Raw genomic sequence first — 26,323 nt, 5'->3', positions numbered from 1 at the left:
ATGAGCGTGGTGGTCTGTCCCAATTGCGGCGCCAAGAACCGCATCGGCCGGCCCCCGGCGGGCCAGGTGCCCGTCTGCGGGGCCTGCAAGGCCCCCCTCCCCTGGGTGGTGGAGGCGGACGGGAAATCCTTCGCCGAGGAGGTGGGGGTGCGCCCTTGGTGCTGGTGGACTTCTGGGCCCCTTGGTGCGGTCCCTGCCGCGTGGTGGCCCCGGTTTTGGAAGAACTGGCCCGGGAGTACGCGGGCAGGCTCAAGGTGGTGAAGGTGAACACCGACGAGAACCCCGACCTGTCCGCCCGCTACGGGGTGCGGAGCATCCCTACCATGGTTCTTTTCCAAAAGGGGCACCCGGTGGCCACCTGGGTGGGGGCCCAGCCCAAGCGGGCGCTTTTGGAGAGGCTTAGGCCCTATCTCTAGGAGGTGGAGCATGCTGGAGAAGATCTGGCCCTTTGGTCGTTCCCGGTTCCGTAAGGTGGTGGAGGAGGCCTTGGAAAAGGCCTTTAGGGAGGAAGGGGGGGCACTGGAGCCCCTTTCCGAGCTCTCCGAGGCGGAGGACCATTACCTCCTTAGGGTGGAGGTGCCGGGGCTGGGCCCGGAGAACCTCGAGGTCCGCCTGGAGGGGGACCAGCTGGTGATTGAAGGGGAGAAGCGGGAGGAAAAGCGCACCAAACACCTGGCCGAGATCGTCTACGGCCGGATTTACCGGGCCTACCTCCTGCCCAAGGACGCGAGAAAGGAGGGCCTCGAGGCCCGGCTTTCCAAGGGGGTGCTGGAGATCCGGATCCCCCGGGAGAAGCGCCCCGAGGAGCCCCCCGTGAGGATCCCGGTCCAGGAGGGGTAAGTAGAATCAAAAAACTTGACAAAACTGTGCGCAAAAGTAGCCTCCTCCTGGAGGTGGAACCATGTTGATGAAGATTGCCGAGTTTGAGCGCCTTTTTCGGGAGGCCGCGGGGCTGGATGTGGACAAGAACGACCTCAAGGTCCTTTCCGACTCCCTCCGCGACAAGCTCCACGACCTCCTTGTGGTGGCGGAGCGGAACGCCAAGTACAACGCCCGGGACATCATCTTTGAACCCGACCTGCCCGTCACCAAGGGCCTTTCCGAGACCCTAAAGGAGTTTCGCCAGCTTGGGGTGGCCCTGGAGCTCAAGCCCGTCCTGGAGGCCTTGGCGGCCCTGCCCCCTTTGGACCTTGCCGTTTCGGAGGACGTGGAAAAGCTCCTCCCTGAGCTTGCGGGGGCCTTCGTGGTGGCCTACGCCCGGGTGATCCGGGAGCTGGACCCTGGGGTCAAGAACCCCACCTCGGAGCACCACGAGCGGGCCCGCCGGGTCTTTGACCTCCTCTTATGAGCCAGGAAAGGCTGGTGCGCTTCTTCCGCCTGGGGGTCCAGGCGGTTTTTAATCTGGCCATCCTGGCCCTCCTCCTTGGGCTTTTCGTGGGGGTGGCGCGGACCTTTTTGGAGCTCGGCCTCACCCTCTCCGAGCCCACGGTGCGCCTCGGCCTCAAGGAGCTCATCACCAACGTCCTCAGCCTGGTGGTGGTCCTGGAGCTCGTCCGGGCCTTCGTGGAGTACTTTGAGTTTGAGCGGGTGCGCCTCGAGGTCCTCCTGGAGGTGGGGGTGGCCCTGGCCTTGAGGGAGCTCCTCCTCCTCTTCGCCGAGCGGGTTGGAGGCCTGGACGTCTTCCTCTGGTCCTTGGGCATCCTCGCCCTGGTGGTGGGGCGCACCCTTGCGGTGTACTATTCCCCGGAAAGGAGGAAGGCATGAGGGTAGAGGAGGTGGTCCTGCCCGGCGTGGGCCGGAAGTTCACCGTGACCGTGGGGAGCGGGGACCGCATCGTCATCGTGGTCCACAACTCGGGCAAGCGGGAGCTTCAGTACTTTGAGGCGGAAGAGGAGGACGAGCCCACCGCCGCCCTAGACCTCACCGACGAGGAGGCCCGGGAGCTTGGGGCCATCCTGGCGGGGGTGCTCTTCCACCCGGAAGCGGTGGGGGACAGGGAGAGCAAGCTGGGGAGCAAGGTCATTGAGTGGGTGAAGGTCCTGCCCGGCTCCTCCCTGGCGGGGCGGCGCCTGGGGGAGATCGCCCTTCCCCCAGGGACCCACATCCTGGCGGTGGACCGGCCCGGGGCTCCCCTCATCCCCAACCCTGGCCCCGAGGTGGTCTTGGAGCCGGGGGACACCCTGGTGGTGGCCGGGAGCCGGCAGGCGGTGGAGGCCCTAAGGAGGCAGTTCTGATGCACCCTTCCCTCGAGGCCTTCGCCCTGGCCGTGGGGCTTTTGGCCCTGGGGGCGGCTTTGGTCCACCGCTTGGGCTTTCCTCCCCTCCCCGTTTATCTCCTCATCGGCCTTTTGGCGGGGGAAAGGCTTAAGGTGGAGGAGCTCGAGCCCCTACCCTCCTTGGGGCTTTTGCTCCTCCTTTTCAGCGTGGGGCTGGGGTTCGGCCCAGACCGGCTAAGGTCCCTTTCCGGAAAGGCCTTGAGGGCGGGGTTATGGGACGCCTTGGCTCTTCCTTTGGGGTTTTTTCTGGGGCTCCTCTTGGGGCTGGACCTGAGGGGGGCAGCCCTCCTGGCCGGGGTCATCTACGTGAGCTCCAGCGCGGTCATCGTCAAGCTCATTGTGGACCTCCGCCGGGCGGCCAACCCCGAAAGCGAGGTGGTCCTGGGGGTCTTGGTCCTGGAGGACGTGGTGGCCCTTCTCCTGGCCCTTCTGGGCGGGGAGGGGCCTTTGGGGTTTCTCCTAAGCCTCTTCCTGGCCTTGGCCTACCTGGCCTTCGCCCGTTATCTGGGTCCCCTTCTGGTGCGGGTGGTGGAGGCCTTTTCCGATGAGCTTGTCCTCCTCCTCGGGGCAGCTTTCACCACCGGCACCGCCCTCCTCTTCCACGCCGCCGGGGCCTCGGAGGGTGTGGGGGCCTTCCTGGTGGGGGTGGTGGCGGCAAGCCTAGGCCTTAGGGAACGCCTGGAACACCTCTTCGGCCCGGTGCGGGACCTAGGGGTGGCCCTCTTCTTCCTGGTGGTGGGGGCCCAGGCCCTGCGCCTCCTGGAGGGCTTTACCCCGGGGCTCCTTCTTCTCGCTTTCCTGGCCCTCCTCCTGAAGCTCCCCCTAAACCAAAAGGGGGCGGCCCTGGCGGGCCTGGGGCCCCGTCGGAGGCTTTACGCCGCGCTCTACCTGGTCCCCCGGGGGGAGTTCAACCTGGTCCTGGGGGCCTTGGCCCTGGGCCAGGGGTACCCCCTGGTGGCCCAGCTTGCCGTGCTCTTGGTCCTCCTCTCCATCCCCCTGGGGGCCCTTCTAATCCGCTTCGCCCCCGAGATGGGGAAACGCCTTTACCCCGAGAAGGGGCGGAGGGCCAGCGGTTTGCTCTAAACTAAACCCCGAAGGAGGCCCTATGGAGGTGTTTTTCCAGCTTTTCTGGTTCTTTTTCATCCTGTCCGCCCTTTCCCCCTACTTCCAGCAACAGTGGCTCCTGGGGGCCAGGGCGCGGAAGATGGCCGAACTGGAGAGGAAACGCGGTAGCCGGGTGATCACCCTCATCCACCGGCAGGAGGCGGTGAGCTTTCTCGGCATCCCCATCAGCCGCTTCATCAACATAGACGATTCCGAACAGGTCCTTAGGGCCATCCGCCTCACGGACAAGAACGTGCCCATAGACCTCATCCTCCACACCCCCGGGGGGCTGGTCCTGGCAGCGGAGCAGATCGCCGAGGCCCTCCTCCGCCACCCCGCCAAGGTCACGGTCTTCGTGCCCCACTACGCCATGTCCGGGGGAACCCTCATCGCCTTGGCCGCGGACGAGATCGTCATGGACGAGAACGCCGTCTTAGGCCCCGTGGACCCCCAGCTTGGCCAATACCCCGCGGCCAGCATCCTCAAGGTGCTGGAGAAGAAGCCCATTGCCGAGATAGACGACCAGACCCTGATCCTGGCCGACGTGGCGGAGAAGGCCCTCAAGCAGGTGAAGGCCACGGTGAAGAACCTCCTCCTCAAGCACATGCCCGAGGAGAAGGCGGAGGAGGTGGCCCACCTCCTTTCCCAGGGCACCTGGACCCACGACTACCCCATTGACGTGGCCCAGGCCCGGGCCATGGGGCTCAAGGTGTCCACGGAGATGCCCCTGGAGGTTTACGAGCTCATGGAGCTCTACCCCCAGCCCCAGGGGGGCAAGCCCAGCGTCCAGTACGTGCCCGTACCCTACCGGGGAGGGCCTGGCGGGAGGTAGGGGGTGCTGCCCCTATACGATGTCAACCGGGCCCGCCGCCCCGCCTTGGTGGTGAAGGCCCTGGTCTTCCTCAATGCCCTTGCCTTTCTCGTGGAGTACGCCCTAGGCCCCGAGGCGGTGGTCCAGGCCTTTGGCTTCGCCCCGGCCCTCTTCTTCCAGGACCCCCTGGGGCAGGGCTACCGCATCCTCACCAGCATGTTCCTCCACGGGGGGCTCTTCCACATCCTGTCCAACATGTGGTTCCTCTGGATCTTTGGGGACAACGTGGAAGACCGCCTGGGGCACGGGCGCTTCTTCCTCTTCTACCTCCTCGGGGGGGTGACGGCGGCCCTGGCCCAAGGGGCCATGGACCCTGCCTCCACGGTGCCCATGATCGGCGCCAGCGGGGCCGTCTCGGCCGTGCTCGGCGGCTACTACGTCCTCTTCCCCCACGCCTACGTGGTGGCCTTGGTCTGGTTCATCCTGCCCTTCACCCTTGCTCTCCCTGCGGGGTTTTACCTGGGCTACTGGGCCCTCTTGCAGCTTCTCCAGGGCCTTGCGGGGGTTCCGGGCATCGCCTTTTGGGCCCACCTGGGGGGGTTCCTCTTCGGGGCCTTCTCCGTGCGAGCCTTTGCCCCCAGGTGGCGGCGTTGGTAGACTCCTAGCCATGAAGGTCTACGACCTGATGACCCGGGATCCCGTTTGCGTAGGGCCCAAGGAAACTTTGGAAAAAGCGGCGGAGATCCTCTTAGAAAAGCGCTACGGGGGGCTTCCCGTGGTGGACGAAGGGGGGCGGCTTCTCGGCCTTCTCCAGGTGGAGGACCTCCTACCCCGCCCCGAGAACATCCCCTTTTCCGATGTGGAGGCTTGGCAGCTCTTTGGGGAGTGGGTGGACGAGGGGGTGTTGGAGGAGATCTACCGCCGCTACCAGAAGACCCCGGTGGAGGCGGTGATGGAGCGGGAGATCCCCCGCGTCCTTCCGGAGGCCCCCTTGGGGGAGGCCCTTAGGGTGCTGGTGACCACGGGGGTGCGCCACCTGCCGGTGGTGGACCGGGAGGGGAGGGTGGTGGGCCTCATCACCCGGAGCGACTTCCTCAAGTTCTTTCTGCGGAGGGCGTGATGCACGGGGCGGGGCACATCCTCGAGGTCTTCTATCTCCTCTTGGCGGCCCAGGTCATGGCCTACCTTTTCCGTAGGCTGAGCCAGCCGGTGGTCATCGGGGAGGTCTTGGCTGGGATTCTGGTGGGCCCGGCCCTTCTTGGATGGGTGCACGAAGGGGAGATCCTGGAGTTTCTGGCGGAGCTTGGGGCCATCTTCCTCCTCTTCATGGTGGGCCTCGAGACCCGCCTAAGGGACATCCTGGCGGTGGGCAAGGAGGCCTTTTTGGTGGCCGTGTTGGGGGTGGCCTTCCCCCTCGTGGGGGGGTACCTCTTCGGGGTCCAGATCGGGTTTCAAACCCTTCCCGCCCTCTTCCTGGGCACCGCCCTGGTGGCCACCAGCGTGGGCATCACCGCCCGGGTCTTGCAGGAACTGGGGGTGCTTTCCCGCCCCTACGCCCGCATCATCTTGGGGGCGGCGGTGATTGACGATGTCCTGGGCCTCATCGTCCTGGCGGTGGTGAACGGCGTGGCCAAGACTGGGGCGGTGGAGCTTGGGGCCATCCTCCAGCTCGTCCTCCTCTCCCTGGCTTTCGTGGGGGTGGCCGTGGCCCTGGCCCCCCTCTTCACCCGCCTGCCCCTAGACCGCCTTCCCGTGGGGAGCCCCGTGGGGTTTGCCCTGGCCTTTGGGGTGGGGATGGCCGCCCTGGCAGCCACCATTGGCCTGGCCCCCATCGTGGGGGCCTTCCTCGGGGGGATGCTCCTTGCGGAGCTTCGGGAAAAGTACAGGCTGGAAGAGCCCATCTTCGCCATAGAGGGCTTCCTGGCCCCCATCTTCTTCGCCATGGTGGGGGTGAGGTTGGAGCTTTCGGCCCTCATCCACCCTGCCACCTTGGCCGCAGGGGCCATCGTGAGCGTCATCGCCATTCTGGGGAAGGTCTTGGGCGGCTTCCTGGGGGCCCTTACCCAGGGCCCCCGGGCGGCCACGGTGGTGGGGGTGGGCATGGCCCCCCGGGGGGAGGTGGGCCTCATCGTGGCCGCCTTGGGCCTGGCCGCGGGAGCGGTGAACGAGGAGGAGTACGCCATCGTCCTCTTCATGGTGGTGGCCACCACCCTCTTTGCCCCCTTGGCCTTGAAGCCCATCATCGCCTGGGCGGAGCGGGGCAGGGCCTAGGGGAGCTGGCGGTAGGCCGCGTAGGCCTCGAGGACCTGGGCCAGGTACTCCCGGGGTTCGTCCCGCTCCTGGAAGCGGAGGAAGGCCCAAAGGTCCCCCTCCTTCTGGAGGCCCCTTAGGGTGTAGCCGATCCCGCCGTTGTAGGCTGTGACGGCGCAGGCCACCGCCCCCTCCTCGGGCAGGGCGGTGCGGCACCGGTCCACAAGCCAGCGCAGGTAGCGGGCGGTGTAGCGGATGCTGGTCTCGGGGTCAAAGGGGTCCCCCGGGGCTTCCCCCAGCATCCGGGCCACGTCCCGCCAGGTGCTCCCGATGAACTGCCCAAGACCCTTAGCCCCCGTGGGGCTCACCGCCAGGGGATCAAAGCGGCTTTCCACGTGGAGGAGGGCGAAGAGGAGGTCTGGCTCCAGGCCCTCCCGCGCTGCGTACCCCTCCACCCAGGCCCGGTAGGCCCGGGGGTAGGCCAGGGCGCTGGGCCAGCTGGCGCGGATGCCCTCCCGGTAGGCTCCCCCCTGGTAGAGGAGGGGGACCAGGGCGGGCCAGTCCCAGGGCCGGACCCAGAGGGCGTGGCGCACCACCCCCCGGGCCCACTCCCCCCGGCCCGCCTCGAGGAGGGCCTGGAAGAGGGAGGCTTCCGGTGAGGGCGGGGCCTCTGGGGGCGGGGGCGGAGGGGGCTTGGCCTTGCCCACGAGGAGGCCAAGCCCCCCCTTGAGGAGGGCGAGGGCCTGGGCCTTTGCCTCCGCTAGGCCCAGCCTTCCCGCCAGGACATGGGCCCTGAGGGCGGCGTCGTCCTGGTAGGGGCTTTGCCGCTGGGCGAGCTTGAGGTAGAGGGCAAGGGCTTCCTCCACCTTCCCGCCCCGCTCCAAAAGGGCCGTGGCCCGCCAGAGACCCTCCGGGGTGCTCTCCCCGTAGAGGGCCACCGCCTCCTCCGGGCGCCCTTGCCGCTCCCGGATGCGCCCCAGGGCGTAGCGGCTTTCCGGAGTGGGGTAGCGGAGGAAGGCGGCTTCGGCCTCCTCCAGCCGCCCGAGCTGGAAAAGGGCCCACCCTAGGCCCAAAAACCCCCTGGGGTCTTCCGACGCCCAGGCCTGGTAGTGGGGGAGGGCCTCCCGGTAGCGGCCCAGGCGGTAGAGGGCCTGGGCCCTGAGGTCGGGCCTCGCCCCTTGGGGCAGGACCTCCAGGAGGGCCTGATAGGCCCGGCCTCGGAAGAGGGCCTCGTAGAGGCTTTCCCCGCTCCCAAGGCGCAGGAGGGCAGAAACCGCTTCCCCTTCGGGCAGAAGCCGGGTCCAGGCGGAGAAGGCCCGGGGGTCTTGGGCCTCCTCCAGGAGGAGGGCCGCCTTCCGCCAGAAGGGCCTCGCCTCCCAGCCTGGTTCATGGGCCCCTACCTCCTCCAGGAAAAGGGCGTAGCGCCAGGCGTACTCTGCCCGCTCGGGGAGGGGGAGGCCTTCCCTTTCCAAGAGGGCCGCCCCCGCCAGGAGGCTGGGGTACCCTTCCCCCCTTAGGGCCAGGTCCCTTAGGGCCCTGGGGTCCCCTCCTTCCAGGAGGTGGAAGGGCGGGGGGAGCTCCTGGCCCCGGCAGGCAGAAAGGAGAAGGAGGAAGAGGACAAGGCGCCCCATGCCCCAAGCCTAGCCCCCTTTCCTAAGAGGACGGTAAGGGCCCAATCCTTACCACGGGGAAAGGCCCCCTGGCGGAGGGTGGGGGGGGCGGCTTAGCCTGATAGGGCTTATGGAAGGCCGGGTTCCCCCCCATAACCTCGAGGCCGAGCAGAGCGTTCTCGGGGCCATTATGCTGGACCATAGCGTTCTGGACGATATAGAAGGCCTTCTCCCTTCCCCCGAGGCCTTCTACGCCGAGGCCCACCGCAGGATCTATGCCGCCATCCAGGCCCTAAGGGCCCAGGGCCAGCCCGTGGACTTGGTGACCCTGCAGGAGGAGCTTCGCCGGAGGGGGGAGCTGGAGGGGGTGGGGGGGCTTTCCTACCTCCTGGAGCTTTCCGAGGCCACCCCCACCGCAGCCTACGCGGAGCACTACGCCCGCATCGTGGCGGAGAAGTGGGCCTTAAGGCGCCTCATCCACGCGGCGGGGGAGGCCATGCGCCTGGCCTACGAGGAGGCCGGGGGCCTGGACGAGATCCTGGACCAGGCGGGGAAGAAGATCCTGGAGGTGGCCCTGGCCAAGCAGGAGGCGGAAGCCCGCCCCATGCGAGAGCTGGTCCACGACACCTTCGCGCACATAGAAGCCCTCTACCAGAGCAAGGGCCAGGTGGCGGGGGTGCGCACGGGGTTTAAGGAGCTGGACGAGCTCATCGGGGCCCTGGCCCCCGGTTCCCTGAACATCATCGCCGCCCGCCCGGCCATGGGCAAGACGGCCTTCGCCCTTACCATCGCCCAACACGTGGCCCTGAAGGAGGGGGTGGGGGTGGGGATCTACTCCCTGGAGATGCCCGCGGCCCAGCTTGCCTTACGCATGATGTGCTCCGAGGCCCGCATAGACATGAACCGGGTGCGCTTAGGCCAGCTTGCGGATCGGGATTTCTCCCGGCTGGTGGACGTGGCGGGCCGCCTTTCCGAGGCCCCCATCTACATTGACGACACCTCCGACCTCACCCTCATGGAGCTCCGCGCCCGGGCGCGGCGCCTGAAGCACCAGTACGGGGTGGGCCTGATCGTCATAGACTACCTCCAGCTCATGTCCGGCCCCGGAGGGGGTAAGAACGGGGAGAACCGCCAGCAGGAGATCGCCGCCATCTCCCGGGGGCTCAAGGCCTTGGCCCGGGAGCTGAACCTACCCGTTTTGGCCCTAAGCCAGCTTTCCCGGGCGGTGGAGAACCGCCCCAACAAGCGCCCCATGCTCTCCGACCTAAGGGAATCGGGCTCCATTGAGCAGGACGCGGACCTGGTGATGTTCATCTATCGGGACGAGTACTATAACCCCCACTCGGAAAAGGCGGGCACCGCGGAGATCATCGTGGGCAAGCAGAGAAATGGCCCCACGGGCACGGTGGAGCTCCAGTTCCACGCCCAGCACGTGCGCTTCAACGACCTGGCCAAGGAATAAAGCCCCCCGGGGCCTTTAGGCCCCGGGGAAGAAAGGAGGTTTACGGGTGCCCCGCCGCCAGGGCAGGGAGGACGGTCCCCGGGAAGAGCCCGAGGAGGAGGAGAAGAAGCCCCACCAGGAGGGCCACGTTTCGGGCCAAAGGCCTGGGGGCGGCCTCCGCCTCCCCCTTCTGGAAGGGGGCCAGGGCCAGGGCCAGGTAGTAGTAGGCGCTCACCGCGCTGGTGAGGAGGGCGAGGACCAGAAGCCCCCACTGCCCCGCCTTGGCCGCCTCGCTGAAGACCAGGTACTTCCCCCAGAACCCCGCCAAAGGGGGAAGGCCCAGGAGGGAGAGGGCGGCGAGGAAGAGGGCCAGGCCTAGGAAGGGGTCCTTTTGGAAAAGCCCCTTGAGCCCCTCCAAGGGCACCCGGTCCGGGGAGATTTCGGAGAGCACCGCGAAGGCCAGGCCCGTGGCCAGGACGTAGGTGAGGAGGTAGAATCCTAAGGCCTCGGCGCTCCCGGTGTAGAGGGCCAGGGCCATGTAGCCCGCATGGGCGATGGAGCTGTAGGCGAGGAGGCGCTTGGTCTCCTTTTGCGACAATGCGGCTAGGTTCCCTAGGAGGACGGAGAGGGCGATGAGGAGGGTCAGGGCGTCCCCAGGCCCAGGGGCGGCGATCCGGAGAAGGGCGGCGAAGGCCGCGGCCTTGACCCCGGTGGCCATGAAGAGGACCACGGGGGTGGGGCTTCCCTGGTAGACATCTGGGGTCCAGAAGTGGAAGGGGGCCAAGGCCACCTTGAAGCCCAGGCCCACCAGGAGGAGGCCCAGGGCCAGGGTGTAGAGGGGGCCCGCCCCGGGGGCGCCCGCCTCGAGGCTCCCCGTGGCCCCAAAGTGGAGGGCCGATCCGAAGAGGAAGAAGGCCGCGGCCAGGGCCCCCAGGAGGAAGTACTTGAGGGCAGCTTCCAGCCCCTCTCCCCGCCGCCAGGCAGCCAGGGCGTAGAGGGGAAGGGAGAGGGCCTCCAGGGCCACCAGCATGAGGATGAGGTTTTTCGTGGAGGCTAGGAGGTGCATCCCCAGGGCGGCGTAGAGGACCAGGAGGTGGAACTCAAACCGCCTAGAGCGCACCAGCCCCACCGTCCAAAGCGCCCCCAGAAGGGCCAGGAGGGTGAAGGTCCGGCTTACCCCGTCCACCCGGTAGGGCCCCATCTCTAGGGGAGCGTTCCAGGTGAGGAGGACGCTCAGCACCCCCAGGGAAAGCCCCAGGATGACCAGCCGCTTCAGGGCGGCCGCCGACACGAAGAAGCCCAAAAGGGTCAGGGCCACGGCGAAAAGTCCCAGGATGAGAAGGGTCATGCGCCACCTCCTAAGGCGCGGGCCAGGGCCTCGGCCAGGGGCCTAAGCCCCTCCAGGAAGAACCCCGGGAAAAGCCCCAGGGCGAGAAGGGCCAGGGCGGATAGGGTCGCAAAGGTCCACTCCTCCCCCTTTAGGTCCGCTACCCCCTTGCCCTCCTCCTCCCAGAAGGTTTTCTGGAAGGCGGTGAGGGCGTAGGCCGCGGCGGCGATCACCGAGAGGAAGGCCAGGGCGGCAAGCCAGGGGCTCGCCTTGTAGGCCCCGAGGAGGGTGAGGAGCTCCCCCGGGAAGCCCGCAAGCCCGGGAAGACCGATCATGGCAAGGAGGAGGAAGAGGAGGAGGGCGGCAAGCCCAGGAGCGCTCCTCGCGAGGCCGCGGAAGCGGCCGATCTCCAGGGTGCCGGTCCGCTCGTAAAGCCGCCCCACCAGGACGAAAAGGGCCCCGGTGTATACCCCGCTTGCTGCAAGGAGGAAAAGCCCTCCTAAGGCCCCTTCTTCCGTGCCCGAGAAGACTCCGAGGGCGGCCACCCCCATGTGGGACACCCCGGCGTAGGCCAGGAGGGTCTTGAAGTCGGTGGCGCTAAAGGCCACCCAGGCCCCGTAGAGGGCGGAGAGGGCTGCGAGGAAGAGGAGAAGGCCCTGCATCTCCATGAACCCCTCGGGGGCCAAGGGTAGGGCGAAGCGGAAGAAGGCATAGACCCCCACCTTGTAGAGGGTGCCCAAGGCGTCCGCCAGCCCTGAGGGGTGGTTCTCCTGGTGGAAGAGGGGAAGCCAGGCGTGCACGGGGAAGAGGGGGGTCTTGATGGCGAAGGCCAGGGCGAAGCCCAGGAAGACCCAGAAGGCGGCGCCGCCCCTCACGGGGTGGGCCAGGAGGTCTTCCAGGAGGAAGCTCGGGCTTCCCCCGAGGACCCTTACCGCCAAGATGGCGGCCAGCATGGGCAAGGACCCCGCCAGGGTGAAGAGGAGGAAGGTGTAGAGAGCCCGCACCCTTTCCGTCCCGCCGTAGAAGAGGAGCATGAGGAGGGCGGGGATGAGGGCCGCCTCAAAGAAGAGGTAAAAGACCACCAGGTCCCGGGCAGCAAAGAGCCCCAAAAGGAGCCCCTCCATGAGGAGGACAAGCCCCAGGAAGCGCCCTTCCACCCGTGCCAAAAGCGCCCCTAGGAAGACCGTAAGGCCTACGGTGAGGAAGAAGAAGGCGGAAAGCCCGTCCAGCCCGAAGGCCCAGTAGACTCCAAGCCCTGGGAGGAGGGGGGCCTGGACGCCGTAGGCCACCCCACCCGGGTGGGCTAGGAAGAGGTACAGGTTGAGGAGGAAGGCAAGCCCCGCCCCGAAGACCCCAAGACGCTGGGGGAGGCCCAGGAGAAGGAGGGCTCCGAAGAGGAGGGGTAGGAGAATGGCCAAGACTACCACCGCATCACCCCCAGAAGGACCAGCACGCCCAGTACGAAGACAAGAGCGTAGACCCTAAGGTAGCCCGCCTGGAGCCGGGCCAGGCCCTGCCCCAGGTCCCGAACCGCGCCCCCAAGCCCGAAGAAGCCCCGAAGGAGGGCCCCATCTCCCAGGAAGAGGGCTTCCGCCAGGGCCTTTAAGGGGTTCACGATGAGGGCGTTATAGATCCGGTCTGCGTAGAAGGCCTCCCGAGACCAGGCCTCAAAGGCCAGGTACCAGCCGGGGAGGGCCTTCTTTTGAAAGAAGGTGTACCCGGCCCAAAGGCCTAAGAGGGCCACCAGGGCCGAGAGGCCGATGAGGCCCCACTCCGCGCCCAAAGAGAGGTGGTGGGTCTCCACTTCCGCCAGGGCGGGCTTCAGGAAGGGCTCGAGGCCATTGGGCAGGGGATGGGGCAGGGCCAAATACCCCACCAGCACCGAGCCTAAGGCCAAGAGGTGGTTGGGCCAGAGCATCACCGGCGGGGCCTCGTGGGGGTGGTGGTGCCCCCGCTCCTCTCCCAGGAAGACCAGGACGAACCAGCGCATGGCGTACATGGCGGTGAGGACGGCCACCAGGAGGGCCCCCACGTAGAAACCCACGCCCCCGAAGGGATAGGTGAGGGTGGCGGTGAGGATGGCGTCCTTGGACCAGAAGCCAGAAAGCAGGGGAAGCCCCCCTAGGGCCAAGGCCCCGATGAGGGCGTGCCAGCGGGTATTGGGGAGGTGCCTCCAGAGCCCTCCCATCCTCCGCACGTCCTGCTCCCCTCCGAGAGCGTGGATCACGCTCCCGGAGGCCAGGAAGAGGAGAGCCTTAAAGAAGGCATGGGTGAAGACGTGGAAGAGGGCCACCCAGTAGGCCCCTACCCCTGCGGCCAGGAACATGTACCCGAGCTGGCTGATGGTGGAGTAGGCGACGATCCGCTTGATGTCCGTCTGGCCGAAGGCGGAAAGAGCCCCATAAAGCGCGGTGAGGAGGCCCACCACCGCGATGGCGTAGGAGACATCCGGCAGGGCACTATAGAGGAAGGAGCTCCGGGCGATGAGGTAGACCCCCGCGGTCACCATGGTGGCCGCGTGGATGAGGGCGGAAACCGGGGTAGGCCCCGCCATGGCATCCGGGAGCCAGACCATGAGGGGCACCTGGGCGCTCTTCCCCACCGCCCCCAGGAAGAGGAGGAGCCCGGCCAGGGCCAGGAGCTCGGGGTTCTTTAGGGGGCCTTCCAGGGCTTCCTTTAGCTCGCTGATGGAAAGGGTGCCGTAAAGGGCCCAGAGGATGGCCATGCCCAGCATGAAGCCCAGGTCCCCGATGCGGTTCACGATGAAGGCCTTGCGGGCGCTGTCCGCGTACTGGGCGTTTTGGTACCAGAAGCCGATGAGGAGGAAGCTCGCTAGCCCCACCCCTTCCCAGCCGATGAACATCACGGGGTAGCTGTCGGCCAGGACCAGGGTGAGCATCATGGCGATGAAGAAGTTGAAGTAGGCGAAGAAGCGGCTATAACCGGGGTCACCCGCCATGTAACCGATGGCGTACACGTGGATGAGGAAGCCTACCCCGGTGACGATGATGAGCATGAAGCCCGAGAGGTTGTCCAGAAGAAGGCTAAAGGAGATCCCGGGAAGCCATTCCGCGTGGAAACGGGCGCCCCCTCCGAGGAGGAGCCCCACCCCCAGGAGGAAGGAGGCGAGGACCAGGAGGGAGGCCAGCACCCCGGGCAGGGGCTCTTTCATCCTGCGGCCGAAAAGCCCCAGGAGGGCAAAGCCCACAAGGGGCAGGAGGATGGTTCCTAGAAGCGCCATGTTCACCCCCTAAGCTGGGACAGGTCATCCACCGCGGTGCTTTCCCGGTGGCGGAACACGGCCACGATGAGGCCGAGGCCCACCGCCACCTCCGCGGCAGCCACCGCGATGACGAAGAGCGCGGCCACCTGGCCCGCAAGCCCATGGGCCTTGGCCAGGGTGACAAAGGCCAGGTTGGCTGCGTTCAGCATGAGCTCAATGGAGAGGAAGAGGAGGATGGCCGTCCTCCGGGTCAGGACCCCATAGACCCCCAGGGAGAAGAGCAGGGCCGAGGCGAGGAGGTAGCTCACCGCACCACCTCCTTTTCCTTGCGCTCCTCCGCTTTAAGGGCATCCAGGGGTTTGGCAGGCTGGACCAGGACCACGGCCACCACCGTGGCGGCCATGAGGAGGAAGCCCACCGCGAGGAGCACAAGGAGCCAGTCCCCAAAGAGGAGGGGCCCCAGGGCCTGGGGTAGGCCCCCGCTTAGGTCCTTGTCCAGGGTGAGGCCAAGGCCCGTTAAGCCGCTGGAGAGGAGGAGGAAGACCCCAAGGGCGATGAGGGCCGCCAGGGGGCGGCTTCGCACCAAGGGGTCAAAGCCCATCTCCCCTTGGGCGGCGAAGAGGAGCATGATGACGAAGAGGAAGAGGACCACGATGGCCCCCGCGTAGACGATCACCTGGGTGAAGGCCAGGAAGCGGGCGTCCAGGGCCACGTAGACCCCGGCCAGGACCAGGAAGTTCAGGATGAGGGCCAAGGCGGCGTGGATGGCGTTCCTGAGGGTTACCACCAGGACCCCCGTGACGGCCAGGAGGAGGAGGGCCAAGGCTTCCCAGGGGCTCACCGCCCACCTCCTTTTGTGGGGGCTTTGAAGCCCTCCAGCTCCGGGCGCACGTAGGGCACGGTGTAACCCGGCTTCACCGGCTTGCCCGTCATCTTGGCCTCCCGGCGCTGGGGCCTGGTGCCCATCACGTCCACCAGCATGTCCTCCTTGCCGTAGATGAGATCGGAGTACTGGTAGTCCGCCATCTCAAAGTCGTACCCCAAGACGATGGCCCCCGTGGGGCAGGCCTCCTCGCAGAGCCCGCAGAAGATGCACCGGAGCATGTTGATCTCGTAGACCTTGGCGTAGCGCTCCCCGGCGGACACCGGGTTTTCCGGGTCGTTCTCCGCGGGCTCCACGTAGATGGCGTAGGCGGGGCAGGCGGCCGCGCACAAGGAGCAGCCGATGCACTTCTCCAGGCCGTTGGGGTGGCGGGTGAGGACGTGGCGGCCGTGGAAGCGGGGCTTCAGGGGCACGGGGGCGTCGGGGTAGGGGATGGTGACCGGCTTGGAGAAGAAGTACTTCAGGGTAATCCCAAGGCTTTGGGCCAAGGCCTTTAGGGTCATAGGGCACCTCCCTTAGGGGCTTTCCTTGGGGTGTAGAACACGCCGCCGAGAAGGAGCAGGAAGCTTAGGAGGGAGAGGTACTGGAGGTAGACCCGGGGCAGGTCCAGGGCCACCACGAAGGCGGTGGCCAGGAACCAAAGGAGGGCCACCGGGAAGAGGAAGCCCCAGCCGAAGCGGAGGAGCTGGTCGTAGCGCAGGCGGAACCAGGTGGCCCGGATCCAGATGAAGACGAAGAGGAAGAAGACGATCTTGAGGAACATCCAGAGGTAGGGGATGTTCAGGAAGGGCATGGTCCAGCCCCCGAGGAAGAGGGTGGGGATGAGGGCGCTGGCGGTGATGAAGTGGATGTACTCCGTCATCTGGAAGAGGGCCCACTTGATGGAGCTGTACTCCGTGTGGTAGCCGCCCACCAGCTCCTGCTCCGCCTCAGGGAGGTCAAAGGGCGTGCGGGCGGCCTCGGCCAGGGCAGCGATGAGGTAGACCAGGAAGGCGGGGAAGGCGTAGAGGGCCAGCCAGCCGTGCTCCTTCTGCCAGTTCACGATGTCGTTCAGGTTGAGGCTGCCCACCAGGAGCACCGGGGCAAGAAGGGCGATGCCCAGGCCGAGCTCGTAGGAGATGAGGCTTGCGGAGGAGCGCAGGGAGCCTAGGAGGCTGTACTTGCTTCCCGAGGCCCACCCCGAGAGGAAGATGCCGTAGATGGCCAGCTCGCTCACCGCGAAGAGGTAGAGGAGGCCCAGGTCCAGGTTCACCACCCAGGGCTGGAAGCCGAAGAAGCTCCCCAGAGGGCCAAAGGGGATGGCCCCGAAGGCCAAAAGGGCGAAGACCACCCCGATGAGGGGGGCCAGGACGAACAGGACCTTGTCCGCCCGCTCCACCACCAGGTCTTCCTTGAAGATGCTCTTGATGGCGTCGGCGATGGGCTGGAAGAGGCCTGAAGGCCCCACCCGGTTGGGCCCCATGCGCACCTGGAAGCGGGCGAGGAGCCGCCTCTCAATGAGGGTCATGAAGGCGAAGGCGGTGAGGAGTCCCACCACCACCAAAAGGGCCTTCAGGGCTACCATCCAGTAGGGGTCCAGGGGGTAGGGGTTCACGCCTCACCTCCTGTGGGCACCAGGACCTGGGCCGGGCTTAAGCGGCCCGCGTAGGGGCCGAGGGCGCTCAGGTAGAGGAAGCCCTGGGGCAGGGCCTCGTCCAGGGCCACCTGGGCCTCGAGCCGGCCGAAGGGGGTTTCCACCGCCACCTGCATCCCATCCTTTAGCCCCTCCTGGCGGGCGGTTTCGGGGTGGGCCTCCAGCCTAGGCCGGAAGGCCACCCGCCCCGTGAGCTGGTGGGCCTTCCACATGGTGGGCCGGAAGTAGAGCCGGCCCGCCCGCTCCTTGGGCCTTAGGGTGTGGATGCGGTGGGGGAAGACCTGAAGGGGCTCGGGGAACCTCCGCTTGAGGGCCTTTTCCGCCTCTAGCCGGAGCCTGAAGGGAGGCCGCACCCCTAGGGCCTCCGCCAGGAGGGCCAGGACCTGTAGGGCCTCCTCCGCCTCACCGTTCTCTATGGGGGCGGGGCTTAGGAGGAGGAGGCGGCCCTCGAGGTTCAGGAGGTGCCCCCGCTTCTCGTAAGGCGTGGGGGCGGGGAGGACCACGTGGGCGTAGCGCTTCGCCAGGGGGTGGAGGTGGGAGAGGTGGAAGAGGAGGAAGCGCTTGCCCTTAAGGGCCTCCTCGGGGGGCAGGTAGCCGTAGTAGGCCGCAAGAGCCCCGGCCTCGTCCCAGCCCGCACCCCCCTCCTGGGGAAGGACCCCTATGGCCTCGAGGCCCTGGGCGTTGGGAGCGGGGGGCATGGGGAGGACCTTGGCCCCCTTCTGCTCGGCCAGGATCCTGGCCCGCTCCGCAGCCACCGTGTCCTGGAGCACCCCGGCTCCCAGGATGAGGATGGGGCGCGCCGCCTTTTCCCACATGGCCTTAGCCTTCTCCACCGCCTCGCTTCCCCCCTTCTCCCCAAGGAGAGCGAGGAGGATCTCCCGCTCCGCCCCCGGGGCGTGGACCTCCTTCACCTCCGCCCATTTCATGACCTCCACCGGATGGGGGGCGAAGACCGCGAGCTTGTCCTTCCGCCTCGGCATCCTCTCCTTGATGGCGAGGTCGGCGAAGGGGGTGCCGTGGTTGAAGCGGAAGGGGGGCTTGAGGCCTCGGACGAATTCGGAAAGCCTCAGGTGGAGGATGGGGGCCTCCTTCGTGGGGTCTCCGAGGACCAGGGCGAGGTCGGCCTCCAAGAGCTCCTCCAGGGTAGCCGTGGTGAAAAGGCCCAGGGGAGCGGGGGTGCGGCCTTGGAAGTCCAGATGGGGGGTGCCGAGGGCCTTGGCAAGCTCCGCGGCCATGAGGCCCTCCTCCAGCGTGGCGTCCCCCGAGAGGTAGAGCCCCACCTTTTCCTTGGGGATGTCCCTAAGCCCCTCGCGGATGGCCTGGAAGGCCTCCTCCCAGGTGGCCTCCACCAGTTGCCCTCCCCGGCGCACCAGGGGGGTCTTGAGCCGGTTTTGGTCCGCCCACTCGTGGCCGAAGCGGCCCGCGTCGCAGAGCCAGATCTCGTTGACCTCGGGGACCTCCCGGGCCCGGACCCTAAGGAGCTCGCCGCTTCGGGTGTCCGCGGTGATCCCGCACCCCACCGCGCAAAGGGTGCAGTGGGTGGGGGTCTCCTCCATCTCCCAGTTCCTGGCCCGGAAGCGGGCGGTGAGGTCCAAAAGGGCCCCCACAGGGCAGATGTCCGTAATGTTCCCCGAGAAGCCCGAGGGGAGGCCGAAGTCCATGGTGCCGATGAAGGTGTGCACCCCCCGCTCGATGAAGTCCAGGACCTCATCCCCCGGGATCTCCTCAAAGTAGCGCACGCACCGCTTGCAGTGGATGCACCGCTCCCGGTCCAGGACGATGTAGGGGGAGAGGGGGTGGTGCTTGTCCACATGGCGGCGGGTGAACTCAAAGCGGGTGTAGACGGGAAGGGCCAGGGGGTCTCCCTGGTAGTACTTCTCATAGAGCCCGTATTCCACCGTGCGGTCCTGGAGCTCGCAGGCCCCGCCCTTGTCGCAGGTGGGGCAGTCCAGGGGGTGGTTCAGGAGGGTGAACTCCACCATCCCCGCCTGGGCCTGGCGCACCAGGTCGGACTGGGTGTCCACCACCATCCCCTCGGCCACCGCGGTGACGCAGCTTGCGGCCAGCTTCGGTTGCCACTGGATCTCGGGCTCCCCCCTTTCGTTGAGGAGAGGCTTCCCATCCGGCCCCCGCTTGGGGAGGCCAATCCGCACCAGGCACATGCGGCAGGCCCCGATGGGGGAGAGGTGGCGCTCGGAGCAGAAGAGGGGAACGTCGTACCCCGCGTGGAAGACCGCGTCCATGACGCTGGTCCCCGGGGGCACCTCCACGTAGCGGTCGTTGACCTTGACCCTTACCATGCTACCTCCAGAGGCTTACTTTGGGCACGGGGCGCTTTTCCCGCACCAAGGCCAGGTACTGGTCCTTGAAGTGGCGCAAGGACCCCCGAACGGGCCAGACGGCCGCGTCCGCCAGGGGGCAGAAGGAGCGGCCCTCAATGAGGTCCAGGAGGTTCTCCAGGTTGGCCACGTCCTTCTCCTCGCCCTCCCCGGAGCCGATCTTGGCGAAGAGGTTCACCATGAACCCCGCTACCCCTTCCCGGCAGGGGGTGCACTTGCCGCAGGACTCGTGGGCGTAGAAGCGGGTGACGTTCCACATGGCGTCCACCATGCTCACCCGCTCGGGGATGAGGATGACCCCCCCGGTGCCGAGGAGGGAGCCCTTGGCCTGCAGGTGCTCGTAGCTCATGGGGGTGTCCAGGACCTCGTCGGTAAAGGGGAGGGGTGGGGTGGAGGACCCCCCGGGGATGAGGGCCTGGATGGGCTCCAAAGGCCCTCCCGCCCACTCGTAGATGAGCTCGCGGAAGGTGGTCCCCATGGGGAGCTCGTAGACCCCGGGGCGCCGCACGGGCCCCGAGACCTGGTAGAGCTTCATCCCCTTGGAGCCCTCCGTGCCCATGCTGGCGAACCAGTCCGCGCCCCGCTCCAGGATGGGCACCACCGAGGCCAGGGTCTCCACGTTGTTGATGGTGGTGGGCTTGCCCCAAAGCCCGGACTGGGCGGGGAAGGGGGGCTTGAGGCGGGGGTTGGCCCTTAGGCCCTCCAGGGAGTTCATGAGGGCGGTCTCCTCCCCGCAGATATAAGCCCCGGCCCCCCGGTGCACGTAGAGGCGGAAGCTGAAGTCGGTGCCAAAGAGGTTGTCCCCGAGATACCCCCGCGCCAGGGCCTCCCCTATGGCCGCCTCGAGGCGGTCCGCCGCCCTCCTGTACTCCCCCCGCACGTAGATGTAGCCCACGGTGGCCCGGATGGCGTAGCCCGCCAGGATCATCCCCTCAATGAGGAGGTGGGGGACGTCCTCCAGGATGTAGCGGTCCTTGAAGCTCCCCGGCTCGGACTCGTCGGCGTTGCAGATGAGGTAGTGTTGCCGCCCGTCCTTGGGCATGAAGCTCCACTTGACCCCGGTGGGGAAGCCCGCCCCGCCCCGGCCCCTGAGCCCCGCGCGCTTGGCCTCCTCAATCACCTCCTCGGGGGTCTTTTCCTTTAAGACTCTGCGGGCGGTCTCGTACCCCCCGTGGCGGAGGTAGTAGTCCAGGGTCCAGCTCCCCTCCTGGCCCACGTGGGTGTAGAGGGTCCTTTCAAACCGGGGGTCTTTTCCGGAAACGATGGGCCCCGTCATACCTCCACCTCGTGCACGTGGTGGCCGCAGCGGCCGGGAAGCTCAATCTCCTCTAGCCTTTTGCCCGCCCTTAGGCCTTCCAGGAGGGCCTTAAGCCGGGCGCGCGTCACGCACTCCACGTAGGGTTCGTCGTTCACTTGGATTACGGGGGCGGTGTGGCAGCTTCCCAGGCACTCCACCTTCTGCAGGCTGAAAAGCCCATCCGGGGTCACCTCTCCGGGGCCGATGCCGAGCTCCTCCACGAGGTGGTCCCAAAGCTCGTCCGCCCCGGCCAGCTTGCAGCTTAAGGTGGCGCACACCTGGAGGTGGTACTTCCCCGTGGGCACGAACTGGTAGTAGGAGTAAAAGCTCGCCACCCCCATGACCTCCGTGGGGGTGGTGCCCACCAGGCGGGCGATCTCCTCCACCCGCTCGGGGCGGATCCAGCCTTCCTCCTGCTGCACCCGCCTTAGGAGTGGCATGATGGCTGCCCGCCGCCCCTCCTCGGGGTACTTGGCGAAGGTCTCCTTCAGGAAGTCTTCCTTGTCGTCAAAGAAGCCCATCTTTCCTCCTAGCGGTCCACGTCCCCCATCACGGGGTCCAGGCTGGCGATGATGGCCACCATGTCCGGCACCTGTTCCCCCTTAGAGGCGTAGGGGAGGCTTTGCAGGTTGACGAAGCTTGGGGCCCGCACCTTCACGCGGTAGGGCATGCTCCCCCCGTCGGAGACGATGTAGTAGCCGAGCTCCCCCCGGGCGGACTCCGTGGGCACGTAGACCTCGCCCTTTGGAGGGTGGAAGCCCTCGGTGTAGTGCTTGAAGTGGTAGATGACCGCTTCCATGGAGGTCTCCAGAAGGGGCCTCGGGGGCGGGGTGATCTGGGGGTTGGGGTCCCGCACCGGTCCCGGCTCCAGTCTTTCCAGGGCCTGCCGGATGATCTTCACCGACTCCCGCATCTCCCGGATGCGGACGATCATCCGGTCAAAGACGTCCCCGTGCTCCCCCAAGGGCACGTCAAAGGTGTAGGTCTCGTAGCCCGCGTAGGGGTAGGCCTTGCGCACGTCGTAGTTCACCCCGCTGGCCCTAAGGGACCCTCCGGTGAGGCCCAGGTGGATGGCCACCTCGGGGGGGATCACCCCCACGCCCCGGGCCCGCTCGTAGAAAATGGGGCTTTCCGCAAAGAGGGCCTCGTACTCGTCTATGCGGTGGGGAAGGACCTCCAGAAGCTTCTTGAGCTCGGGGACAAACTCCTCGGGGAGGTCCTCCTTGACCCCCCCGATGCGGATGTAGTTGTGGTGGAAGCGCTGGCCCGTGACCCACTCAAAGAGGTCCAGGATGGTTTCCCGTTCCCGGAAGGCGTAGAAGAAGGGGGTGAGGGCCCCGAGGTCCAAAAGCCCCGTCCCCAGGAAGACCAGGTGGCTTGCTAGGCGGGAAAGCTCGTTCAGGATGATGCGGATGGTCTCCGCCCTAGGGGGTACGACCGCCCCCACCAGCTTCTCCACCGCCAGGGCGTAGGCCAGGTCGTGGGCGAAGGAGTGGAGGTAGTCCATCCGGGGCGTATACGTGATGACCTGCGTATACGTCCGGTTTTCCATGTTCTTCTCAAAACCGGTGTGGAGGTAGCCGATGTGGGGGACGAGGTCCAGGACCTCCTCGCCCGATAGGGTCACCACCACCCGCAAGACCCCGTGGGTGGAGGGGTGCTGGGGCCCCACGTTCAGGGTCATGACCTCGGTGCGGAGCTCTTTGGGCTCCTCTAGGGTTTCCACCGGGTCCAGGTAGTCCTTCATTTGGCCTCCTTCGCCTTCACCAGGTCAGCCCAAAGGGCCCGGTACCCCTTGCGGCTCCCGCCCCGGTAGCCGGTAAGGCCCGGGTCCTTGCCCGTGAGGGCCGCCCGGAACTCCGCTGGGATGATGTAGCGCCCCTCCCGGAAGAGGGTGGGGGTTTCCCCCAAGGGGAAGTCCTTGCGCAAGGGGTGGCCCTCGAGGTCCTCCGGGGTGAGGATCTTGCGCAGATCCGGGTGCCCCTCAAAGACGATGCCAAACATATCGTAAACCTCCCGCTCCAGGAAGTTGGCGCTCCCCCAAAGGTCCGTCACCGTGGGCAACCGAGGGTCCTTCTCCGGCACGTAGACCCGCACAAAGAAGCGGCTCCCGTCCCCGTCCTTCCAGCCCGGCAGGGAGACCAGCTCGTAGACCACGGCGAAGCGCTCCGGCCTGGGGTCGGGGTAGGTGAGGTAATCTATCCCCACGATGTCCGCCAGGTAGTTGAAGCCCAGGGCCTGGTAGCGGGCCATGGTCTCCTTGAAGGCTTCCCGGGGCAGGACCACCCAGAGGTTGCCGAGGCCGTTTTCCTCCACGGGGTAGCCCTGGGCTGTCGCCTCTTCCAGAACCTTCCTAAGCCGCACGCCTCACCCCCTCTTCCAGGCGGCCACCGGGGGGAGCTTTTCCCCCCTTTCGTTATAGGCCTGGCCGCGCACCTTCTTTTGGAGCTGCATCACCGCGTAGATGAGGGCCTCGGGGCGCGGTGGGCAGCCGGGCACGTAGACGTCCACCGGCACCACGGAGTCCACGTTCTGCACGATGGCGTAGTTGTTGAACATCCCCCCGGAGCTGGCGCAGGCCCCCATGGAGATGACCCACTTGGGGTCGGGCATCTGCTCCCAAACCCGCCGCATCACCGGGGCCATCTTCTTGGAAAGCCGCCCGGCCACGATCATCACATCCGCTTGCCTGGGGCTTGCCCTAAAGACCTCGCTGCCAAAGCGGGCCAGGTCGTTGCGGGCGTCGGTGGAGGCCATCATCTCAATGGCGCAGCAGGCGAGGCCAAAGGTGGCGGGCCACAGGGAGTTGCTCCGCCCCCAGGCCACCAGCTTCTCCAGGGTGGTGAAGAGGATGCCCTCCCGCTCCAGCTCCTGAACGTCCCGCTCAAAGAGGTCCTTCAGTGCCACCGCATCACCCCCTTCCACCACTCGTAGAGGAAGCCCACCAGGAGGAGGAGGGTGAAGGTTAAAACCCCCAGGAACCCATAAAGCCCAAGCCCCCCCGCGCTCACCGCGTAGGGCCAGAGGAAGGCCACCTCCACGTCAAAGAGGATGAAGAGCATGGCCACCACGTAGAAGTGGACGGGAAAACGCTTTACCTCCCCTGCGGGGTCGTTGCCCGATTCATAGGGCATGAGCTTGGCCCGGCCGGGCTTCTTGGGGCCGAGAAGGGCCCCCACCAAAAGGGCCGCCGCCCCGATGAACAGGGCCACCCCCACGTAGATCAGGACGTTGATGTACTCCGCTATGGGCGCCAAGGTCCCCTCCTTTCGTGCCTACCTTCACGAGCTGGAGCCCCTAAAGCCCCCCGGAGGCCCCGCCCGATTCCCGCCTATCTTATCACCTTCCCTTTTGCGCAAGCCGGGCGGGGTACACCAGGGGGCGGACTATCGGTGTAAGCCTTCTGGTTATCGGTTTCCAACTCCTACACTTTGGTGTAGGGTTTCCCATAGGGCGCGGAAGGTGGAGAGGTCCAGGGCCTCGGCCCGGACCTCCTCGGGGAGGCCCAGGGCCTTTAGGGCCGTAAGGATTGCTTCCCGGGGGTAGCCTGCCTGTTCCAGGGCGTTTTTTAGGGTTTTGCGCCGGTGGGCAAAGGCGGCCTCTATGAGCCGGAAAAGCCCGGGCTCATCCCCCTGGCCCGTGGGGGTGAGGCGCACCAGGCTGCTACGGACCTTGGGGGGTGGGAAGAAGGCCCCGGGGGGGAGGTCAAAGAGCTTCTCCCCCCGGGCATGGTGGGCCACCCGGAGGGAGAGGAGGCCGTAGGCCGGGGTATTGGGCCCCGCCACCATGCGCTCGGCCACCTCCTTCTGCACCAGGAAGACCAGCTTGGCGAAGCGCCCCGTCTTCAAGAGCTCCGTCACCAGGGGGGTGGCGATGTGGTAAGGGAGGTTGGCCACGAGGAGGCTCCCCTCCGGCACCTCCCTCCAGGGGAAGAGGAGGGCATCGGCGAAGACCAGCTCCACCGCGAGGCCCGCAAGGGTCTCCTCTAGGAGGGGCTTAAGGCGCAGGTCCTTCTCTATGGCCGTCACCCGGGCCCCCGCTTGGGCTAGGGCACGGGTCAAGAACCCGAGGCCCGGCCCCACCTCGTAGACGGGCCCGGTAAAGGGCTGGGCCGCCTCCACAATGCGCTTTAGGTACGCCTCCTCCACCAAAAAGTTCTGGCCGAAGCGCTTGTCGGCCTTAAGGCCGCGGCGGTGGAGGAGGACGCGCACTTCCTGGCGTAGGTTCGGCATGCTAGACCTTGCGGACCCGCACCCGCAGGGGGTCTTCGGGCCAGATCTCCAGGTATTCCCCTAGGTCCAGGGCGTCTATGAGGGCAAAGCGCTCCCTAAGGAGGATGCCCTCTCGCATGGGGGTGTGCCCGTAAACCCCATAGCGGAACCCCATTCTCTCCACGTAGTCCGGGGTCATGAACCACCAGGTCTTGGGCTCGCTTTGGGCGTAGAAGAGCTCATCGTAGGTCTGGAGCCAGGGCACGGGGCCTACGTGGGCGAAGTGGATGCCCTCCAGGACCACTTCCCGGGGAAACCCCATCATCCAGGCCCTGAGGGGCTCGGGGAGGGCCTTGCCCCCGCGTTCGGGGTGGAACTCCAGGTGGAGGAGGTGGCGGTTGCCCAGGACGGGCTCCCCCTTTAAGGCGGCCTCGTCGTGGTTGCCGAGGAGGATGGTCACCCCCGCCGGGGCCGCCTCCTGGAGGGCCTTGAGGCGGAAGAGCTCCCGGATCTGGGCGCCCGCGGCCAGGCGCAGGTGCAGGGGGTCTTCGGGGTTGAAGGGGGAAAGCCCCGTGAGGCGCTCGTAGTCCTTGGGGGTTTTGGGGTGGACCAGATCGCCCAGGAGGATGAGGCGGGTCTCCCCGGTCCTTAGGGCCTCCGTGGGCCGGAAGCTGGGGTCCAGGAGCCCCTCGGCCCTAAGGACGCGCCAGAGGGTGGGGAAGTTGGCGTGGAGGTCCCCGACCGCGACGAGCCTCATCCCTTGAGCAGGCTCCTCAGCTCCCCGTAAAGCCTTTTGGTCTCCTCGGGGGTCTTGCCGTAGCCCCCGTACCTTGTGAGGATGCGGGCCGCCTCCTTGCCCAGGCCCTTTTCCTTAAGCCTTTCCAAAAGCTGGTCTATGAGCCGGTGGGCCTCCGGCTTTTCCTCCTCTTCCGGCGCTTCCTGCGTGGGGAGCCTAGGGGGGGTGAAGCGCCCCTTTTCCGCATCGTAGTCCACCCACTGCTTCTCCAGCCGGTAGAGGTAGCGCCCCACGCCGAACTTCACTGCGGCGCGCTTCAGGGCATCGGAGAAGGCGGCCTTCAGGGAGTCCCCTTCCCCCACGTCCTCCTTGGTGACCCCGAGGACGGTGAGGCGGCACTTCACCTCCACAAGCCGTTCCTGCCTTTCCCCGCGCTCGTCCTTTAGGGTCCTTTCCGCATCGGCCAGGACCTGGTACTCGTCGTGCCAGCCCTCAGGGCCCACCACCCGGTCCAGCCGGTCCAAGACGGTGCGGGCGTCCACGTAGGGGACCACCAGGGCCCGTTTTCGGTCTTTGGAGAGGGCCTCAATGCGCCACTGGACCTCCTCAGGAGGGAAGGGCTCGGAAAGCTTCTGCCAGACTTCGTCCATAGGTTAAGTGTACTTCAGCGCTCTCTCACAAAGGGGGTAGGGGGTTTGGGGTAGGGTTTGGGTATGGGTATGGGCAAGACCCTTTTCCTCTTGCCGTTTCTGGCCCTGGCCTTGGCCCTCGAGGTCCAGCTCTCCGCCTCCTTGGGCTTCACCCTCTTCCCCCAGGCGGTGGTGGTGGAGCGCGTCCTCGAGCCCCAAGGGGTGGTGGTGGTTTACCAGGCCCGGGGGGGCGGAGGCGGTCTTCCGCTACCACGACGAGGACCTGAGGCGCCGGGGCTGGGTAAGGGTGAAGTACGAGGTGAAGAAGGGGGAGTGGAAGGCGGAGTACCGCAAGGGGAAGGCCAAGGCCCGGCTTTCCGTCAAGGACAAGAAGGGCCGGGTGGAGGTGCGGCTTAAGGAAGGGGACTGTGCTCGGACAAACACATGTGAGACTGCCCCAACTAAAATGTGGGGACCACTCCAACATGAAGGAGGTCCCCACGAATGCAGCTTACCACCATCGGCCAGGAGATGTGGAAGGGAGCCCGGCTGGC

General features: G+C 66.8%; 28 protein-coding genes and 2 pseudogenes. 12 read left to right on the top strand and 18 right to left on the bottom strand.

Annotated features, from left to right (window positions below; genetic code table 11):
- The 10 genes and pseudogenes from trxA (at position 1) to WKI94_RS00730 (ending at position 6,461) form a co-directional block, all read left to right on the top strand.
- Positions 1 to 416 (top strand): annotated as a pseudogene (gene trxA / locus WKI94_RS00775) (thioredoxin).
- A gap of 10 nt (positions 417 to 426) precedes the next feature.
- Complete coding sequence (locus WKI94_RS00770; RefSeq protein ID WP_337843870.1) at positions 427 to 840, top strand: Hsp20/alpha crystallin family protein; 414 nt, start codon at positions 427 to 429, stop codon at positions 838 to 840.
- Positions 841 to 901: 61 nt separating this feature from the next.
- On the top strand, positions 902 to 1,348 hold the full coding sequence (locus tag WKI94_RS00765) for a DUF1931 family protein (protein ID WP_337843869.1): 447 nt from the start codon (positions 902 to 904) through the stop codon (positions 1,346 to 1,348).
- Positions 1,345 to 1,764 (top strand): phosphate-starvation-inducible PsiE family protein, encoded by a 420-nt coding sequence (locus WKI94_RS00760; RefSeq protein WP_337843868.1) that lies wholly within the window; start codon positions 1,345 to 1,347, stop codon positions 1,762 to 1,764. The genes WKI94_RS00765 and WKI94_RS00760 overlap by 4 nt, the downstream gene beginning before the upstream one ends.
- Complete coding sequence (locus WKI94_RS00755; RefSeq protein WP_337843867.1) at positions 1,761 to 2,234, top strand: TrkA C-terminal domain-containing protein; 474 nt, start codon at positions 1,761 to 1,763, stop codon at positions 2,232 to 2,234. Before WKI94_RS00760 ends, WKI94_RS00755 begins: the two co-directional genes overlap by 4 nt.
- Positions 2,234 to 3,358 carry a cation:proton antiporter gene (locus WKI94_RS00750; protein WP_337843866.1) on the top strand — a complete coding sequence of 375 codons (1,125 nt, stop codon included), beginning with the start codon at positions 2,234 to 2,236 and terminating at the stop codon, positions 3,356 to 3,358. The genes WKI94_RS00755 and WKI94_RS00750 overlap by 1 nt, the downstream gene beginning before the upstream one ends.
- 22 nt (positions 3,359 to 3,380) lie before the next feature.
- Entirely contained in the window at positions 3,381 to 4,211 is an 831-nt protein-coding gene (locus WKI94_RS00745) for an ATP-dependent Clp protease proteolytic subunit (protein WP_337843865.1), read from the top strand.
- Positions 4,212 to 4,214: 3 nt separating this feature from the next.
- Positions 4,215 to 4,847 carry a rhomboid family intramembrane serine protease gene (locus WKI94_RS00740; RefSeq protein WP_337843864.1) on the top strand — a complete coding sequence of 211 codons (633 nt, stop codon included), beginning with the start codon at positions 4,215 to 4,217 and terminating at the stop codon, positions 4,845 to 4,847.
- A gap of 10 nt (positions 4,848 to 4,857) precedes the next feature.
- Positions 4,858 to 5,310 (top strand): CBS domain-containing protein, encoded by a 453-nt coding sequence (locus WKI94_RS00735; protein ID WP_337843863.1) that lies wholly within the window; start codon positions 4,858 to 4,860, stop codon positions 5,308 to 5,310.
- A complete protein-coding gene (locus WKI94_RS00730) occupies positions 5,310 to 6,461 on the top strand; it encodes a cation:proton antiporter (protein WP_337843862.1) in 1,152 nt (383 codons plus the stop codon). The genes WKI94_RS00735 and WKI94_RS00730 overlap by 1 nt, the downstream gene beginning before the upstream one ends.
- Here the strand turns inward: WKI94_RS00730 and WKI94_RS00725 are convergent.
- Entirely contained in the window at positions 6,458 to 8,071 is a 1,614-nt protein-coding gene (locus tag WKI94_RS00725; RefSeq protein WP_337843861.1) for a transglycosylase SLT domain-containing protein, read from the bottom strand. The two genes, WKI94_RS00730 and WKI94_RS00725, sit on opposite strands and share 4 nt — an antisense overlap.
- A 109-nt stretch (positions 8,072 to 8,180) precedes the next feature.
- Here WKI94_RS00725 and dnaB point away from each other — a divergent pair, with 109 nt between their 5' ends.
- Entirely contained in the window at positions 8,181 to 9,512 is a 1,332-nt protein-coding gene (gene dnaB / locus WKI94_RS00720) for a replicative DNA helicase (RefSeq protein ID WP_337843860.1), read from the top strand.
- Positions 9,513 to 9,552: 40 nt separating this feature from the next.
- Here dnaB and WKI94_RS00715 read toward each other — a convergent pair whose 3' ends face one another.
- The 17 genes from WKI94_RS00715 to WKI94_RS00635 all read right to left on the bottom strand — a co-directional run bounded on the left by WKI94_RS00715 (position 9,553) and on the right by WKI94_RS00635 (position 25,790).
- The gene (locus WKI94_RS00715) at positions 9,553 to 10,839 is read right to left on the bottom strand and encodes an NADH-quinone oxidoreductase subunit N (RefSeq protein ID WP_337843859.1); all 1,287 of its coding nucleotides are present in this window, start codon (positions 10,837 to 10,839) and stop codon (positions 9,553 to 9,555) included.
- Positions 10,836 to 12,245 (bottom strand): NADH-quinone oxidoreductase subunit M, encoded by a 1,410-nt coding sequence (locus tag WKI94_RS00710; RefSeq protein WP_337843857.1) that lies wholly within the window; start codon positions 12,243 to 12,245, stop codon positions 10,836 to 10,838. The genes WKI94_RS00715 and WKI94_RS00710 overlap by 4 nt, the downstream gene beginning before the upstream one ends.
- A complete protein-coding gene (gene nuoL / locus WKI94_RS00705) occupies positions 12,239 to 14,059 on the bottom strand; it encodes an NADH-quinone oxidoreductase subunit L (RefSeq protein ID WP_337843856.1) in 1,821 nt (606 codons plus the stop codon). Before nuoL ends, WKI94_RS00710 begins: the two co-directional genes overlap by 7 nt.
- A 2-nt stretch (positions 14,060 to 14,061) precedes the next feature.
- Positions 14,062 to 14,349, bottom strand: a complete 288-nt coding sequence (gene nuoK / locus WKI94_RS00700; protein WP_337843855.1) for an NADH-quinone oxidoreductase subunit NuoK — start codon at positions 14,347 to 14,349, stop codon at positions 14,062 to 14,064.
- Positions 14,346 to 14,882, bottom strand: a complete 537-nt coding sequence (locus WKI94_RS00695; protein WP_337843854.1) for an NADH-quinone oxidoreductase subunit J — start codon at positions 14,880 to 14,882, stop codon at positions 14,346 to 14,348. The genes nuoK and WKI94_RS00695 overlap by 4 nt, the downstream gene beginning before the upstream one ends.
- Positions 14,879 to 15,427 (bottom strand): NADH-quinone oxidoreductase subunit NuoI, encoded by a 549-nt coding sequence (gene nuoI / locus WKI94_RS00690; RefSeq protein WP_337843853.1) that lies wholly within the window; start codon positions 15,425 to 15,427, stop codon positions 14,879 to 14,881. The genes WKI94_RS00695 and nuoI overlap by 4 nt, the downstream gene beginning before the upstream one ends.
- Positions 15,424 to 16,488 (bottom strand): NADH-quinone oxidoreductase subunit NuoH, encoded by a 1,065-nt coding sequence (gene nuoH, locus WKI94_RS00685; RefSeq protein WP_337843900.1) that lies wholly within the window; start codon positions 16,486 to 16,488, stop codon positions 15,424 to 15,426. Before nuoH ends, nuoI begins: the two co-directional genes overlap by 4 nt.
- Positions 16,489 to 16,514: 26 nt before the next feature.
- Positions 16,515 to 18,857, bottom strand: coding sequence for an NADH-quinone oxidoreductase subunit NuoG (nuoG, locus tag WKI94_RS00680; RefSeq protein WP_337843852.1), 2,343 nt, complete (start codon positions 18,855 to 18,857; stop codon positions 16,515 to 16,517).
- A gap of 1 nt (position 18,858) precedes the next feature.
- The gene (gene nuoF / locus WKI94_RS00675; protein ID WP_337843851.1) at positions 18,859 to 20,172 is read right to left on the bottom strand and encodes an NADH-quinone oxidoreductase subunit NuoF; all 1,314 of its coding nucleotides are present in this window, start codon (positions 20,170 to 20,172) and stop codon (positions 18,859 to 18,861) included.
- The gene (gene nuoE, locus WKI94_RS00670; RefSeq protein WP_337843850.1) at positions 20,169 to 20,714 is read right to left on the bottom strand and encodes an NADH-quinone oxidoreductase subunit NuoE; all 546 of its coding nucleotides are present in this window, start codon (positions 20,712 to 20,714) and stop codon (positions 20,169 to 20,171) included. Before nuoE ends, nuoF begins: the two co-directional genes overlap by 4 nt.
- Positions 20,715 to 20,722: 8 nt before the next feature.
- Positions 20,723 to 21,940 (bottom strand): NADH dehydrogenase (quinone) subunit D, encoded by a 1,218-nt coding sequence (gene nuoD, locus WKI94_RS00665; RefSeq protein ID WP_337843849.1) that lies wholly within the window; start codon positions 21,938 to 21,940, stop codon positions 20,723 to 20,725.
- Complete coding sequence (locus WKI94_RS00660; RefSeq protein WP_337843848.1) at positions 21,937 to 22,557, bottom strand: NADH-quinone oxidoreductase subunit C; 621 nt, start codon at positions 22,555 to 22,557, stop codon at positions 21,937 to 21,939. Before WKI94_RS00660 ends, nuoD begins: the two co-directional genes overlap by 4 nt.
- A gap of 3 nt (positions 22,558 to 22,560) precedes the next feature.
- Complete coding sequence (locus WKI94_RS00655; protein WP_337843847.1) at positions 22,561 to 23,100, bottom strand: NADH-quinone oxidoreductase subunit B family protein; 540 nt, start codon at positions 23,098 to 23,100, stop codon at positions 22,561 to 22,563.
- Positions 23,091 to 23,450 (bottom strand): NADH-quinone oxidoreductase subunit A, encoded by a 360-nt coding sequence (locus tag WKI94_RS00650; protein WP_337843846.1) that lies wholly within the window; start codon positions 23,448 to 23,450, stop codon positions 23,091 to 23,093. Before WKI94_RS00650 ends, WKI94_RS00655 begins: the two co-directional genes overlap by 10 nt.
- Positions 23,451 to 23,600: 150 nt before the next feature.
- A complete protein-coding gene (gene rsmA, locus WKI94_RS00645) occupies positions 23,601 to 24,425 on the bottom strand; it encodes a 16S rRNA (adenine(1518)-N(6)/adenine(1519)-N(6))-dimethyltransferase RsmA (protein ID WP_337843845.1) in 825 nt (274 codons plus the stop codon).
- Position 24,426: 1 nt separating this feature from the next.
- The gene (locus WKI94_RS00640; RefSeq protein WP_337843844.1) at positions 24,427 to 25,161 is read right to left on the bottom strand and encodes a metallophosphoesterase; all 735 of its coding nucleotides are present in this window, start codon (positions 25,159 to 25,161) and stop codon (positions 24,427 to 24,429) included.
- The gene (locus tag WKI94_RS00635; RefSeq protein WP_337843843.1) at positions 25,158 to 25,790 is read right to left on the bottom strand and encodes a Rad52/Rad22 family DNA repair protein; all 633 of its coding nucleotides are present in this window, start codon (positions 25,788 to 25,790) and stop codon (positions 25,158 to 25,160) included. Before WKI94_RS00635 ends, WKI94_RS00640 begins: the two co-directional genes overlap by 4 nt.
- A gap of 69 nt (positions 25,791 to 25,859) precedes the next feature.
- On the opposite strand from WKI94_RS00635, the pseudogene WKI94_RS00630 reads away from it, so the two are divergent.
- Positions 25,860 to 26,196 (top strand): annotated as a pseudogene (locus tag WKI94_RS00630) (hypothetical protein); the annotation flags it as partial.
- Between the last annotated feature and the right edge of the window lie 127 nt (positions 26,197 to 26,323).

It is taken from the genome of Thermus sp. (assembly GCF_037444525.1).
Taxonomy (GTDB): Bacteria; Deinococcota; Deinococci; order Deinococcales; family Thermaceae; genus Thermus.
This window is presented reverse-complemented; position numbering and strand designations above follow the sequence as displayed.

Coding starts and splice junctions, on each gene's coding strand:
- WKI94_RS00770 (WP_337843870.1), top strand. CDS start 427: ATGCTGGAGAAGATCTGGCCCTTTGGTCGTTCCCGGTTCCGTAAGGTG.
- WKI94_RS00765 (WP_337843869.1), top strand. CDS start 902: ATGTTGATGAAGATTGCCGAGTTTGAGCGCCTTTTTCGGGAGGCCGCG.
- WKI94_RS00760 (WP_337843868.1), top strand. CDS start 1,345: ATGAGCCAGGAAAGGCTGGTGCGCTTCTTCCGCCTGGGGGTCCAGGCG.
- WKI94_RS00755 (WP_337843867.1), top strand. CDS start 1,761: ATGAGGGTAGAGGAGGTGGTCCTGCCCGGCGTGGGCCGGAAGTTCACC.
- WKI94_RS00750 (WP_337843866.1), top strand. CDS start 2,234: ATGCACCCTTCCCTCGAGGCCTTCGCCCTGGCCGTGGGGCTTTTGGCC.
- WKI94_RS00745 (WP_337843865.1), top strand. CDS start 3,381: ATGGAGGTGTTTTTCCAGCTTTTCTGGTTCTTTTTCATCCTGTCCGCC.
- WKI94_RS00735 (WP_337843863.1), top strand. CDS start 4,858: ATGAAGGTCTACGACCTGATGACCCGGGATCCCGTTTGCGTAGGGCCC.
- WKI94_RS00730 (WP_337843862.1), top strand. CDS start 5,310: ATGCACGGGGCGGGGCACATCCTCGAGGTCTTCTATCTCCTCTTGGCG.
- WKI94_RS00725 (WP_337843861.1), bottom strand. CDS start 8,071: ATGGGGCGCCTTGTCCTCTTCCTCCTTCTCCTTTCTGCCTGCCGGGGC.
- dnaB (WP_337843860.1), top strand. CDS start 8,181: ATGGAAGGCCGGGTTCCCCCCCATAACCTCGAGGCCGAGCAGAGCGTT.
- WKI94_RS00715 (WP_337843859.1), bottom strand. CDS start 10,839: ATGACCCTTCTCATCCTGGGACTTTTCGCCGTGGCCCTGACCCTTTTG.
- nuoL (WP_337843856.1), bottom strand. CDS start 14,059: ATGGCGCTTCTAGGAACCATCCTCCTGCCCCTTGTGGGCTTTGCCCTC.
- nuoI (WP_337843853.1), bottom strand. CDS start 15,427: ATGACCCTAAAGGCCTTGGCCCAAAGCCTTGGGATTACCCTGAAGTAC.
- nuoH (WP_337843900.1), bottom strand. CDS start 16,488: ATGGTAGCCCTGAAGGCCCTTTTGGTGGTGGTGGGACTCCTCACCGCC.
- nuoG (WP_337843852.1), bottom strand. CDS start 18,857: ATGGTAAGGGTCAAGGTCAACGACCGCTACGTGGAGGTGCCCCCGGGG.
- nuoF (WP_337843851.1), bottom strand. CDS start 20,172: ATGACGGGGCCCATCGTTTCCGGAAAAGACCCCCGGTTTGAAAGGACC.
- nuoE (WP_337843850.1), bottom strand. CDS start 20,714: ATGGGCTTCTTTGACGACAAGGAAGACTTCCTGAAGGAGACCTTCGCC.
- nuoD (WP_337843849.1), bottom strand. CDS start 21,940: ATGAAGGACTACCTGGACCCGGTGGAAACCCTAGAGGAGCCCAAAGAG.
- rsmA (WP_337843845.1), bottom strand. CDS start 24,425: ATGCCGAACCTACGCCAGGAAGTGCGCGTCCTCCTCCACCGCCGCGGC.
- WKI94_RS00640 (WP_337843844.1), bottom strand. CDS start 25,161: ATGAGGCTCGTCGCGGTCGGGGACCTCCACGCCAACTTCCCCACCCTC.
- WKI94_RS00635 (WP_337843843.1), bottom strand. CDS start 25,790: ATGGACGAAGTCTGGCAGAAGCTTTCCGAGCCCTTCCCTCCTGAGGAG.